At 41.4% G+C, this 14,669-nt stretch carries 9 protein-coding genes; 8 read left to right on the top strand and 1 reads right to left on the bottom strand.

Features of this window, described 5'->3' with window-relative positions; genetic code table 11:
* The first annotated feature begins 2 nt into the window (after positions 1-2).
* The 3 genes from C5749_RS15925 to C5749_RS15915 are packed head-to-tail and all read left to right on the top strand — an operon-like array spanning position 3 to position 7,205.
* Positions 3-2,363, top strand: coding sequence for an ABC transporter permease (locus C5749_RS15925; RefSeq protein WP_105727220.1), 2,361 nt, complete (start codon positions 3-5; stop codon positions 2,361-2,363).
* An 11-nt stretch (positions 2,364-2,374) separates the two neighbouring features.
* A complete protein-coding gene (locus tag C5749_RS15920; RefSeq protein ID WP_105727219.1) occupies positions 2,375-4,783 on the top strand; it encodes an ABC transporter permease in 2,409 nt (802 codons plus the stop codon).
* Between the two features lie 37 nt (positions 4,784-4,820).
* Positions 4,821-7,205 (top strand): ABC transporter permease, encoded by a 2,385-nt coding sequence (locus C5749_RS15915; protein WP_105727218.1) that lies wholly within the window; start codon positions 4,821-4,823, stop codon positions 7,203-7,205.
* Positions 7,206-7,491: 286 nt separating this feature from the next.
* Here C5749_RS15915 and C5749_RS15910 read toward each other — a convergent pair whose 3' ends face one another.
* Positions 7,492-7,917, bottom strand: coding sequence for a nuclear transport factor 2 family protein (locus C5749_RS15910; RefSeq protein WP_105727217.1), 426 nt, complete (start codon positions 7,915-7,917; stop codon positions 7,492-7,494).
* A 1,233-nt stretch (positions 7,918-9,150) separates the two neighbouring features.
* Here C5749_RS15910 and C5749_RS19985 point away from each other — a divergent pair.
* The 5 genes from C5749_RS19985 (at position 9,151) to C5749_RS15885 (ending at position 14,521) form a co-directional block, all read left to right on the top strand.
* On the top strand, positions 9,151-9,339 hold the full coding sequence (locus C5749_RS19985; protein ID WP_425443449.1) for a hypothetical protein: 189 nt from the start codon (positions 9,151-9,153) through the stop codon (positions 9,337-9,339).
* 1,605 nt (positions 9,340-10,944) lie between these two features.
* The gene (locus C5749_RS15900; RefSeq protein ID WP_105727215.1) at positions 10,945-11,151 is read left to right on the top strand and encodes an RNA polymerase sigma factor; all 207 of its coding nucleotides are present in this window, start codon (positions 10,945-10,947) and stop codon (positions 11,149-11,151) included.
* A gap of 36 nt (positions 11,152-11,187) precedes the next feature.
* Complete coding sequence (locus C5749_RS15895) at positions 11,188-11,760, top strand: RNA polymerase sigma factor (RefSeq protein WP_105727214.1); 573 nt, start codon at positions 11,188-11,190, stop codon at positions 11,758-11,760.
* Between the two features lie 13 nt (positions 11,761-11,773).
* The gene (locus C5749_RS15890; protein ID WP_105727213.1) at positions 11,774-12,868 is read left to right on the top strand and encodes a hypothetical protein; all 1,095 of its coding nucleotides are present in this window, start codon (positions 11,774-11,776) and stop codon (positions 12,866-12,868) included.
* Positions 12,869-13,300: 432 nt separating this feature from the next.
* On the top strand, positions 13,301-14,521 hold the full coding sequence (locus tag C5749_RS15885; protein WP_219848012.1) for a MalY/PatB family protein: 1,221 nt from the start codon (positions 13,301-13,303) through the stop codon (positions 14,519-14,521).
* Positions 14,522-14,669 lie beyond the last annotated feature (148 nt).

Below are 14,669 nucleotides of genomic sequence, written 5' to 3'. Positions count from 1 at the left end.
TCATGATCAAGAACCATATAAAAATCGCTTGGCGTAGCCTTTTGAAAAATAAAGGCTTTTCTACTATCAATATCATCGGACTGGCTATCGGTATGGCAGCCGTGCTGTTGATCGCCTTATGGGTACAGAACCAATTCTTGTATGACAATTTTTATAGTAACAAGGAGAATATTTATAAGCTTTGGAACCGTACAGATAAAGACAACGAGATACGTGTACACGACATTACCATGGGGGCGCCGGCAAAGGCACTCAAGACAGGGTATCCTGAAGTGGAACATGCTGCCCGTATGTATTGGTCCAGTGACGATCTATTCACATACGGAGAACAGCGTATCAAATCGAAAGGTAATGAAGTAGATCCTGATTTCCTAAATATTTTCGATTTCCCGGTCGTACAGGGAACAGTCGGCCAAATGTTGGACGAGCCAAATAATATTGTCCTCACGGAAAGCCTTGCAAAGAAACTGTTCGGTAATGAAAATCCCATGGATAAAATCGTGATTATGGGCATAGATGAACCCTATAAAGTTAGCGGAATCATTGAGGATTTGCCCAGCTATACTGATTTTGACTTTACCTATCTGATTCCGCTTATCAAGGAAAAGCTATATGGTAATGACTGGAATACGAGCACGTACTACACTTTTGTCTCTCTTCGAGATGGCACTGATGTGAAGGATTTCAACAAAAAGATACAGTCTTTATTGCAAGCAAATGCGCCAGAGAAAAAATGGATGTCTATATTTCTCTATCCAATGTCAAAGATGCATTTGTATTCCCGCTTTGAGAACGGCGTAGCTGTGGGTGGAAAGATTGAACAGGTTCGTTTAGTTGGCGGCATTGGCTTGTTAATCCTGCTGATTGCTTGTATCAACTTTATGAACCTCAGCACGGCGCGGAGCCAAAAACGGAGTAAGGAGGTGGGTGTACGCAAAGTAGTAGGTGCAAGAAAGAAAACATTAGTCAGCCAGTTTTTGTTTGAATCTATTCTATTAGCTTTTCTTGCAGGCATAATTGCTATCGTTTTAACAATTTTCTTTTTACCTCTTTTTAACACCCTCTTGGATAAACCATTGGTAGTAGCGTGGACTAATCCGATGATCTGGGGAACGGGACTTGCTTTTATTCTTATCACGGGATTTCTTGCAGGCGTTTATCCTGCTTTTGTACTTTCTGCATTCCAACCCATAAAAACCTTAAAAGGAGTTGTCCGCAAACCACAGCATTTACTCAATCTCCGTGAGGGGTTGGTGGTCATGCAATTCGCCATTGCGGTCTTTCTAATTGTTGCCACTTTGGTCATTCGGTTACAAATCGACTTCGCAGGAGAACGGCAAATGGGATACAATGCATCGCAATTAATAGAAATACCTACAGAAGGTGAAATGGACAAAAATTACGAAGCTATTAAAGCAGAACTACTACGGAACCAGCTGGCAAGCAATGTGACACGCACGGGATGGACTATCACCGGAGATTATGCATCTGATGCCGGAAGGTTTTCCTGGGAAGGAGCTACGCCGGAACAAGAGAGCAATAGCTCCTTTGCGCTCGCACGTGTAGAAAGTGATTTCGTAGAAACATTAGGGCTTACCCTACTTGAAGGACGTGATATTGATTATGCCCGCTTACCTGCGGACAGCGCCTCTGTCCTGCTTAACGAAACGGCTATCAAGCGCATGGAACTTGAAAACCCAGTCGGTAAATATCTGAAATGGGGAGACGAAACCTACACTATCGCAGGTGTTATAAAAGATCATATTATCGGATCACCTTATGAAGATATCAAACCGCTATTGGTTTATCCTTCGAAACGCTACTTGTTAAATATTGTTGTGCGTACCAATCGCCAGCTTTCCATGGCACAAAATCTGCAAGGTATTGAAAAAACCATCAAGAAATTTAATCCTGCCTATCCGTTTAGTTATAGATTTGTTGATGAGCAGTATACCCAAAAATTCCATAAACAGAAGCAAATGGGAACTTTAGCTCTTGTGTTCTCCCTACTGGCAATTTTCATTTCTTGCTTGGGGCTATTCGGGCTGGCTTCCTATATTGCAGAAACACGCATGAAGGAAATCGGTATCCGTAAAGTGTTGGGCGCTTCCGTAACCGGCATCAGTACCATGCTGTCCGGGGATTTTGTCAAATTGGTAATCATTTCCTTGCTACTCGCCTCTCCTATTGCTTGGTGGGCGATGAATAATTGGTTGGAAGATTATACTTATCGCATTGATATGCAGTGGTGGATATTAGCTCTTGGGGGCGGAATAGCGGTTGTTATAGCACTGTTCACTGTCAGTACACAAGCCATACAGGCTGCACGCACTAATCCAGTAGATAGTTTAAGGAATGAGTAAAACCTAAAATCATGATCAAGAACCATATAAAAATCGCTTGGCGGAATATCAGCAAGAGCAAACTATTAAGCGGAATCCATATTTTTGGATTGGCCTTTGCCATCGCTACGGCTACATTGCTCTATCTCACAGCTATGTTCGAACTGTCGTTCGATGATTTTCATGAAGAAAAGGAGCGTATCGGTCTAGTTTATTTTAAAACGCAACCCGAAAGTGGTCTGCGGTATAGTTCGACAGTATCTACCCCATTTGCGCCGATGCTGAAAACAGCGCTGCCCGATATCGAACGGATTAGCCGTTATTACAATGCAGGCATCGTGTTGCGTCAGGGCGATAGGCTATTTGAGTCGAATAACAAATTTGTCGACGCAGACTTTCTCTCCATCTTCAGTTTTCCGATATTAGCAGGCGACCAGCAGGCGCTGGAAGGCTTGGACAACATCGTGCTGGATGCGGTTATGGCAAACAACCTGTTCAACAATACCGATGTGGTCGGAAAAGACGTAGAGGTCTATGTCAACGGTGAGTGGGAATCCAAAACAGTCTCTGCGGTGGTAGAGACACCTCCGTCTAACTCTAGTCTGACGTTCAATACCCTGCTGCGGTTCGAACAAAAACCGAATTATGTAGCCCAAATTGACGACTGGGAGCATGAAGACCATGCCGTATTCGTTAAATTAAGTTCCTCTAAAATAGATGACGCTGCATTTACCGCCACTAGCCGTCCTTTCATGCAGCTACACTACAAGAATAGCAGCGATATGTTAAAACGAGACGGCGCTGTAGCGGATGAAAACGGAGATTATATCTCGTTGCATTTGTTGCCACTGGATCGCTATCATCTCAACGACCTGGGGCTGGGCAATGGTGGCTCACCCTTGTTTCCATGGATACTACTTCTTATTGCAGGGCTTATACTTTTTATCGCCTGTTCTAACTTTATCAACCTTTCTTTAGCGAATTCGCTCGCACGCAACAAAGAAATCGGCACCCGCAAAACACTAGGTGGCTCGACACGGCAACTCGTTAGTCAGTTGTGGACAGAATCTTTTTTACTCTGTCTTATCGCCTTGGCTATCGGCTTAGGTTTCGCATGGGTCATTCTCAAAGAATACAATGCCCACATGAATTACAAGCTGACGATACTGCAATTGTTTACATCGGCCAATCTTACCATTTTTTTATCGGTATTTTGCGTGGTGACACTGGTTGCAGGCGGGTATCCGGCTTTGCGCATTGCCCGCATCAACATTATACAAACATTAAAAGGTACTGCCAGTATAAAAAGTGGATTACTGCGTAATAGCCTAACCATTTTACAATTTTCTATCGCTATCGTGCTGATTGTCGCCACCATCGTAGTGAGTTCCCAACTAAATTTTCTGAGCAACCGTCCGCTAGGTTTCAATAAATCGGAAGTTATCAGTATTCCTATCGGCAACGGTATAGACGCCGAGCGTGCACTTTCACAGATGCGTTTCGAGCTAGCGGCACAGCCCTGGGTTAGGGGCGTCAGCGCATCGGATGTTAATATAGGCCGGGGACGGGATGGCAGTGTCACCACGAGCCGTTTCGGCTTTGACTACGAGGGAAGACAAGTGTATACCAACTTTATGCGTGTAGACTACGATTATTTGAAGACGTTAGGTATCAAATTAGTAGCCGGACGGGATTTCGACCGTGCTTTTTCAACAGACACAGCCGCGGTATTAATCAATAAACAGATGGCGGAACAATTAGGTGGCGTAACGAATGCCCTAGGGAAAAATATCGAGATAGACGGAAACCCGCAGGTAATAGGCGTCATCGATGATTTTAATTTTCAAGATTTGCGAAACAAAGTTAACCCCTTAACACTGTCCATAAATCCCAATATATTCTCGATTGCCTATATTTTTGTACGGGTAAACACGGATAACCTTGCTGCAACCATTCAAGAGGTAGAAGATAGCTGGAAAAAGATAAATCCCAAAGCAAATGTATCTCCCTCTTACCTAGATGAGAATACGCAAAACCTCTACCGAAATGAACAACGCTTCTCCCGTATCGTCATCAGCGCGGCGCTTATTGCGATTGCCATATCTTGTTTGGGTCTTTTTGCGTTGGCGTTATTAACGATAAACAGACGGATAAAAGAAATTGGCATCCGTAAGGTATTGGGCTCTTCGGTTTCGAGTATTGTGTTGCTGCTTTCAAAAGACTTCGTAAAATTGGTGATGCTTGCTTTCCTGCTGGCTGCACCGCTCTCCTGGTGGATAATGAAAAGTTGGCTCCAGAATTTCGCCTATCACATCGATTTGCAATGGTGGATGTTGGCATTGGCCGGCCTTGCGACTATTGTTACAGCACTGCTCACGATCAGCTTCAAAGCCATACAGGCTGCTCGCGCTAATCCAGTAGATAGCTTGAGGGATGAGTAATCCTTCCCGTTTTTTATAAAAGAATAAAACTAGGAAAATGATCACGATATATATTAAAACGGCTCTCCGTCAAATCGCGAAATATCGGTTTCATTTCACGATAAATGTAGTGGGTCTCGGTTTGGCTATAGCTGTTTGTCTATTTATTTATACGTTCAATAGTTACCAGCTGGGTTTTGATCGATTTCACCTTAATGCCGAACGCACCTTTATCATAGTGCAAGACTTGCACCTCGACCAGACCGAGCATAGTAAGGGTGGTTCTTATGCAATGTACAACGCTATCCGACAAGAATTACCCCAAGTAGAAAAAGCGGCACTATACATGGACAAGCAGGATTTTACGTTAAAAATAGGCAAGGAACTTAGAAAAACAAACGGTAAAGCCAGCTTCACCTCTTCTGATTATTTTGAAATCATGGCTTTTCCATGGTTAGCAGGAAGTCCCGAACAGTTGGACGAGCCCGGAACGGTAGCTTTAACAAAATCCATGGCAAAAAGCTTTTTCGGTAACGAGGAAGCTATGGGACAAACGATTTGGGTAGAAAGTAAATTCCCTGTAACAGTGGTAGGCATTATCGACGATAGTCGGAAGAACTCCGATTTTCGGTCCGAGATATATTTTTCACTCGCCTCCGCGAGCGAACTTCGACAAATCCCTCAAGATGATGGTTTCTTTCATAATTGGGGGAATACCAATTCAACCAACAATATCCTTTTGACCTTACGTCAAGCCGAGGACAAAACGAGGGTAGAAGCGGGTATCCGAGAACTGATAGCAAAGCATTGGCATAAAGATGTGCTGGAATATTATACGTATAAACTGCTTCCTTTGACAGCTTTCCATTTCGATATGGATTATGGAAAGGCTACGCAATTTTCCCTTTTAGGGATACTGACCGTGATCGCCATAGGCATCCTATTTATGGCAGGTATCAACTATACGAATATGGTTTCCGCCCAGCAGCTCTACAGAAGTACAGAAATGGGAATCCGAAAGGTGCTGGGAAGTTCAAAACGACAATTATTCCTCCAGTTTCTGATAGAGTCGTTACTGATTTCCTTCTTTGCTTGGTTATTGGCCTGGCTATTTCTATGGTTAGCCATTGACTGGAGCAACCATTATCTGTTCGCCAACGAACCGTTACAGATATTATCGGTATCCAAATTATTCTTTATTTCCTTTGCCGCCTGGCTTTCCATCTGTGTGATAACAAGCATCTTTCCCGCATTTTTTCTCCATAAAACGCAGATTCAGGCTGCATTAAAGAAACAGGTCGTGGGCTACTGGGGACTAGGACGAAAAACATTGATCGTATTTCAAAATGTTCTTGCTTTAACATTAATCGCCTCTACCATTGTTATTGTTAGTCAGGTCCGTTATCTCAAAAACACCGATATGGGTTTTGATAGGGAAACCGTGCTTGTCTTTCCGTTAAAGAACGAAATGCAGGACGATACCGAAAAGATGAGTGCCTTTCTCCGACGTCGTAGTGACATTCAGGCTTTTACGTTTTGTGATAACCCACCATCAAACGATAAAGTTTGGGGAGGGACGTTCAAGTTTGATGGCAGGGCAGAATGGGAAACCTGGGCACCGCGCTATGCCATTGGGGATTCCTGCTACATCAAAACATTCGGCATACAATTGTTGGCCGGGCATAATTTCAAAGACAATGAACAGCATCCCGAGTTTTTGATAAACGAAAAGATGGCCAAAAACCTAGGCTACCAAAATTATCACGAGATCATCGGAAAAGATTTACATGCCGGCGGTTTGAATGATAAATACCAGGGAAAAATTGTCGGTGTGGTTCGCGATTTCAACACCAATTCTTTAAAAGAAGGTATATCGCCTACCGTTATCGGATATAATAGGGTACGTATTAAAAACATAGCGATAAAATATCTTGGGAATCGTCCGGATCAATTACTCGATGATTTGGAACAAGAATGGAAAAAATGGTATCCAAACGAGCTTTTTGATTATAAATTTTATGACGATCAGATTGGCAGTCTATACCAAAAAGAAGCCTTATTGGAAAAACTGATATGGATAGCTGCCGCTATTTCTATTATCATAAGTTCTTTAGGTTTTCTAGGGTTATTATCGATTATGGTTGTTAAACGCACCAAAGAAATAGGTATCCGGAAAGTATTAGGCGCGAGTATCGCTGGTATTACGCTTTTATTATCAAAAGATTTCGTCAGATGGGTTTGCCTGGCGTTTCTTTTCGCCATGCCCGTGGGTTGGTATCTGATGAGTAGATGGTTGGACGATTTCGTTTACCGGATAGCATTGCAATGGTGGATGTTTGCCCTTGCGGGCTTTATCGGCTTATTGATTACGTTGGTAACGATCAGCGTTCAAACTGTCCGGGCAGCAAAAGCTAATCCAGTAGATAGCTTGAGGGACGAGTAATATGATTCACTCATGCTTCGATACCGAGAGCAGATGAATCCGTATTCTCTCCTTGCTGAGTCCGTGTTAAGTCTGAGTCTAACATGACGACAAAACAGGCAGATTTATGATAGATATGGCTATGGAAGATATCGTCCAAGCCACAAGTTTATCCGTTGATGAAATAGAAGAACGAAAACAATCCTTAAAAAAATCAAAGCCTGCAGACGCAGGCTTTGCTAACTAAACTAAACATCGGGAGATATCTCACGACATGTCCCCTATTGAAACAAAAATCTAAAGTTTCCTATGGATAGGTCGTTTCCACTTTGCTTACTTTCCAACCGTCTTTGCCTTGGTTCAAGGTAATATAGTCTACGCGGGTGAAGTTATCGAATACCATCGTTGCCTTCGCCATGCACACCTTTCCATCCTGCGATAGGATTTCATAGTTGCTCTTGCAGTTATATTGCCTATTTTTGTTGGCCTTTAGGAACTTGATATATTCCTTTTTGCCTGCGCGGTCGTTGTTGTTCACATTGCGGTACTCAAAGTCGTCTGCGAAAAGGAATTTGTTTAGGTCGATGCTACCCACGGTAACAGCTTCCAGATAGGTACCTATCACCATATTTGATTCAACGTCTTTCAAAGGGTTGGCCTTCGTCGAAGCAAAGGAGCTTAGGGATGTTACCATGATCAATGCCGCTGCGATAGTTTTTAATGTCGTTTTCATATGTCTGTAGTTTTTTAATGTTTTATATTTAATCTCTGTTATTTCTTATTTGATATCTCAAAGGTAGGTCGGCGTACAGATTTACCGAATAACGATTAGACCAGGCGCCTACATTTCTCGGTAACTACGGCAAAAAAATCGGTGAATGGATTACCGCTTTGCGAACAACGGCGAACAGAAACTGGCCGTAATGAAATAGAAGAGCTGCCTAAGGCGATTCGCCAAGTCCTTAATAATAATAGCAAATATTGAACAGCAAACTATTTGCGCAAATAAAAACTATAAAAATAAATTCATTTAATTTGCTTTAAAATAAAAACTGTTGTATATTTGACCATGAACCAACTAACTTTATTGTATGACAACCAAGTTTAGTTACAGAAATATTATCAAGTCTCCGGTTTAATAAGCAACAACCGGTTTCAGTATTTTTTGTCCTATATGCATGCAAAGCGTATGTGCATAAGTAGAAAACCAATTAGAAACATATAGGATTCCATAACGTATTTTTCGATTCTCTTGCCATATAAAGTGGCGTGACTTGGGTATGCCTTTCATTATGGCAATAGCCATATCGGGAATCACGTTGTTCTTTGACGTATTGGTGTTTTATTTATTTATAATATTGTGGGAGTAAAAAAAAATGAAAGCTGTCCGCTGTCAAAAGATTCTCAGGTCTAAAGTTGCGCCCACATGCTTCTGAGCTATTGAAAAAGGTATGCGCAACGTGGTGATACCTGATGGAGACAAGGAGAAGGGAAGGGCACAGATAACAATTTGAAAGGCATGCACAACGTTAATTGAAAAAGCGACACGTAGGGTAGTGGTGTTACTGACCACATTTTTTGAAAAGCTGTTTAGGGATTAGGAGTTAGGGACTAGGAAACTAAAAATACAAATTTTCGAGCATGAAGCGAATAACATACAAGCTAGGCGTATCGCATAGCTATTAAACAACAACGAGGCTCCTTGTAGCGCCGTAGGGTGAGGGCATTTCCCACTCACTAAATACCTTTTCTTTACGTAATTATCTTTCAATGTTTTGAAAGGTATACACAACTCTGCTAAACCGACCTTGAATATCAAAACAGCCGTCACAGACCACAATATGAAAGGTATGCACAATTGTCAGTCTTTGTGGAACTGTACACTCCTTGTATGTCAATATTCGGCAAGAGGTCGGCGTGAGTCAATAATCATATTTTGAAAGGTATGCACAACCAGGCTTTATTTATGTTGTCAATACTAAATGGTGTTACTAACCACATTTTGAAAGGTATACACAACTTACGGGGCAATGTGGCGGAAAGTGGTACAGGTGTTACTAACCACATTTTGAAAGGTATACACAACTCAATCATGGCGTGGCAGGCATCATGGAATGGTGTTACTAACCACATTTTGAAAGGTATACACAACTAAAGTGTTCGCCAGAATAACGTTACTGACGGTGTTACTAACCACATTTTGAAAGGTATACACAACTTGGTTAACTTTTCGGAAGGAGTGAACTCTGGTGTTACTGACCACATTGTGAAAGGCTATTTAGGAGTTAGAAATCAGGGGTTAGGAGTTAGGAACTAAAAAATACAAACTTCCGAGCATGAAACGAATAACATACAAGCTAGGCGTATCGCATAGCTATTAAACAACAACGAGGCTCCTTGTGGCGCCGTGAGGTGAGGGAGATTTACCACTCACTAAATACCTTTTCATTTTAAAGTTTTCTTGCTGTTGCAAGCGTCTGGTCTTTAACCGATAACCATGCAATGGGTATACGCAACAGAGTCTTGCCGCTACACTTCTAGGGGTAAGAGCTGTTTTTGCATGCCGACAGAATTGTCTGTCAGACCAAAAGCAATTTTTTATAAACAAGAAAGAAATTTTGTTAGTTCATTATGTTTCTATTTCTGGAGCAACAATCGCTTTATATGTCATCACCTTTATTTGTTAAAGTAAAAGAACATTTTTGTAAACAAGAAAGAAGTTTTGTTAGTTCATTATGTTTCTATTTCTGGAATACGAATCAGTTTATAGTTCATCACGTTTATTTGTTAAAGCAAATGAACATTTTTGTGGACAATAAAGAAGTTTTATTAGTGAAAAAAGTATTTTTTGTGGTGAAAAAAATAAATTTGACAAACTTTTAAAACCTGCGTTTCTGACCCCTAAAGCCACAAAATCACCTTGTTGCGTTAATGAGGGGGTCAAATTGTGACAAAAATATGGGCAAAAGCGTAAAAAAATGGCACGATTTGACCCCCTGTTTGCTACCATTGCATGGTATATTTGCGGTTGCGCAATGTTATACCGTTACATTTTTTTGTGCTCAGAGAGGACGCTGGCAATACGCGAAAGCAAGAAATAATATCAAAACGAGGCTCCTTGTGGCGCCGTAAGGTGAGGGCAATTCGCCACTCACTAAATACCCTTTTACGATCAAGTGACTTACAGTGAGTATCCGATAGGATTGGCATTTTTATTCTAGCGTTACAAATACCATTGTTCCCCACGATGGTTTCTTTAGACTCGCAGTGACCACCATTTGAAAGGTATGCACAACATATCTTTAACGATATCTGAAGTTGCTCTAGAGGGGGTACAGACCATTATTTGAAAGGTATACACAACAGATTATGAAAACGAACAAAACCACCACGGTGTTACAGACCACAATCTGAAAGGTATACACAACTATACGCTTTCCCAGATACTCCGGTGTTACAGATCACATTTTGAAAGGTATACACAACTCCGTTCGCCGGATTAGCACTTTAATAACATTTATAACCAACCACACTTAAAAAGTGCACACACAACAAGAACGTGATCCGTTCAAAAACAGATTTTGACAATCACAGGTAAAAATGTACACACAACAACATAAGACAGTCCTGAATAGAAAAACACCAATACGCATCGAACGCATAAAAACAGCCTACGCAGTCCTGCCTGAAAACGACTAGCAAAGACCACCGGGACTGCGGAAAGCTGTTATAGGATAGGTTACTAATCAACAACAGAACGATGCATAAACCAAACAAATTAAACAGCACAGCCATACATCTGGCTTTATTACAAAATGGCCAAGAGAAAGGGCTGGATTTCTTTTACAAAAGATATTACGGCTATCTCGCTTTCCGTACCGAAAAAGCAACACAGGATGTGTGCGTCGCGGAAAGCATCGCGCAGGAAGCATTCCTCCGATTATGGTTGTTTCGGGAAAACTTATAATCCGAAGAAGAGCTTTTTCAGTTTCTGAAGACACAGGTGAAAGCCGCCATCAATGCTTTCTATAGCAAAACCAGAAATCGATTCCACCGCAGCCTCCTACGGCTTGACGGTATCGAGGATTATCAAGAATTCTTATTAGGATACGAGCTAGAGAACGAGGAGGAAGAACAAGATCTCGTCTATCTCGAACAGCTGGAAGAAGAAAAGAAAGAAAAACTACAAAAGATCGAAAAGATCCTACCCCACCTGCGAAAAGAACAACAGCTCTTTCTGCAACTCTGTTTGAAATATAGCTTCAATTATGAGCGTATCGCCTATTACTTGGGTGGTATCTCTGATTACGAGGTGAGCCTCCAGGTCGAGAAAACCATCGAAACGCTACGGCATATTTTTCAAAGTGCTGAAAAAATGGAAAAGCTAAGCAGTTCTTCCAAGTATGTGGTCCAAGGTGAAATCAATGAACAGCAAGAAGAAATATTCCGCATGCGCTACGATCTACAATTTTCCTTCGACCAAATAGCTGAAACCTTGAATTTAAATCCCGCTGTCGTAAAAAAGCTCTTTATAGAAGCACACGCAAAAATAAAGCAAACCAAAAAGACAGCATAAAACACACACCCATATGGCTACAGATACGATCATTTTGACCCGAAAAATACAGGTGTTTGTCGATTGCGACGATAAAGAGAAACGCACTGCCTATTTTAAGAAATTGTTTACCTGGCAGGATATGGTGTACCGCGGTTCTAACTTAGTATTGACACACCAATACATCCAAGAAAACATCAAAGATTTCATCTATTTAAAGGAAGATATCAAAGTTAAACTCGCCGATAACAATAAAGATCCCGAAGGGATATTGAATACATCCCGTATGAACACCACATACAAGATCCTATCCCGATACTTTAAAGGCGAAATTCCGTCTGATATCCTTTCTAACATCAATATGTCGCTCATCAAAACCTTCAATACAGACCGCTCGGCCTATTGGAAAGGAGAAAAGTCAATACGCAATTTCAAGAAAACCATGCCTATCCCCTTCTCCGGTAAACAGATCAATTTAAGTAACGACGAAAAAAGTAAAGACTTTAAATTCTCCTTGTTCAAGATTCCATTTCGTACCTACCTCGGCAAAGACCGATCGGACAAACGCGTATTATTGCAACGGGCACTTATTGGCCAGATAAAGATCTGTGCCAGCTCACTACAGATTGTGAAAGGCAAATTATTCTTATTACTTGCGCTTGAACTCCCAAAGAAAAACCATGAGCTTAAGGAACACGTTATCGCGGAGGCATCGCTCTCCGTAGAGCATCCAATCACCGTGCAGATTAACAAAGACCAGTTTCAAATCGGTAACAAAGAAGAGTTCCTCTACCGACGGATGGCTATCCAAGCAGCACGCCACCGTATCCAACGAGCAGCAGCATTCAATAAAGGTGGAAAGGGGCGAAAGAAAAAGCTAAAAAGCCTCGAACAATTCAATAAAAAGGAAATCAGTTACGTGGATAGTCGTCTACATCTCTACAGTCGACGTCTTATCGACACCTGTATAAAAGCACAGGCAGGCACTTTACTCTTAGTCAACCAAAGCAGTAAAGAGGAAGTCGCGAAGGAGGATGAATTCTTACTTCGGAATTGGAGCTATTATGGTTTGGTTGAAAAAATTAGGTATAAAGCCGAAATGGCGGGGATTAATCTGATCATAGAATAATTTTATTTTAACAACTTTTTTTAGAAAAAAGTTTGCCAAAAAATCGCCGCTTCGTATGATTGAAATAGTGGATAGTGCAAAAACAGTATTTCTACATACTTCAATCATCCGGATGCGGCCTTGGATGTTAAGGAAGGGATGGTGCAATTGCGTAGTTGAAAGCGAAAAATTATTGATTGTGATCAGGTGGAATAAAACGACCTTGTGTTTTTTTGTGTCCATTTTTACGAAGGTTATTCCGTTAAAACAAATTACAAAGTAATCATGAATGCCATTAAAAGCAGACGCTAATGAATAAATACTGTTTGAGCGATAGCGAGTTTATTTTGTTTAGGAATAAACAAGTAAAAATAGCAAAAACACACTCAGTCTTGATTTTTGTCTCCTTTTTATCAAGAAAAAGGAGTATAAGAAAGATTCATCAAGAAAAAAATGAAGAAGAGTAATTCCTTAAGTTTGTATAACAACAACAATAAGGAAAACTATACTATGACTTATAATTTTGACGAAATCATTGACAGAACAAACACGGGTAGTGTAAAATGGTCTAAACCTGACGTCCTACCGATGTGGATTGCCGATATGGATTTTAAGACAGCTCCTGAAATAACTCAAGCCTTAGTAGACCGTGCTTCACATGGCGTGTTTGGCTACTCCGAAACACCAGCCGCTTTTTATGACGCAATTATGAATTGGTGGAAGAAAAGACACGAACTACAGTTGGAAAATGACTGGATCGTGGCTACACCTGGGGTCATGCCGGCACTTGCTGCGGCCGTGGAAGCGTTAACTTCTAAAGGTGACAAAATCATTGTCCAACCTCCGGTATACAATCATTTCTTTATAACCGTTGAACAAAGCCACAATGAACTCGTGGAGAATAACCTCCTGTACGAAAACGGAAATTATAAAATTGATTTTGAAGATCTCGAACAAAAAGCCGCCGATCCGGCCGTAAAAGTACTTTTATTTAGTAACCCCCATAATCCTGTCGGCCGCGTATGGACCCGGGAGGAACTCCTAAAGCTTGGTGACATATGCATCCGCCATAACGTCGTTGTGCTGTCCGATGAAATCCATTCGGATTTGGTGTATGGAGATTTCAAACATGTCCCGTTTGCTTCTTTAGGGGAAGCTTACGCCAGAAACTCCATGACGTTCTCCTCCCCTACCAAAACCTTTAACTTAGCGGGCTTACAAGTCGCTTATTTCTTTACCGAAAACGAGTCTTTCCGTAAGATGGTAAAGCATACCTTAACGAAATGGGAAATGACGATGTTAAATATATTTGCCATCGACAGCCTTATTGTAGCTTATGAAAAGGGAGAGAACTGGTTGGAGAGTTTAAAAGAATATATATATGAAAACTTTCAATACCTAAGGGACTTCTGCCAGACGCATCTTCCCCAACTCCGGGTCATTCCGCTACAGTCGACCTATCTGGTTTGGCTTGACTGCGCTGCCTTGGATATGCCGTCATCCACGATTACCGATAGGCTGCTTGAACAGGAAAATTTGTGGTTACAGTCGGGGATAAAGTACGGCCAAGCGGGAGATCATTTCGTCCGCATCAATATTGCCTGCCCCAGAGCGCTACTAGAAGAGGGTTTGAGTCGGCTAGCACAAGAATACAGGCGGATATTGAACACGTAATTGTGTTTTCTAGCTGTCCGACATCGAACAACCACTGTCCGATATCGAACAGCTTCAATACTCACAAAAACGACTTAAAAAACTAACAATCAATACTTTAATTTCATGGCGTAGGTATTGTCTTGACAGAAACAGACATGACGAATCA

Source organism: Sphingobacterium gobiense, from assembly GCF_002980575.1.
GTDB classification, from domain to species: Bacteria; Bacteroidota; Bacteroidia; order Sphingobacteriales; family Sphingobacteriaceae; genus Sphingobacterium; species Sphingobacterium gobiense.
This window is presented reverse-complemented; position numbering and strand designations above follow the sequence as displayed.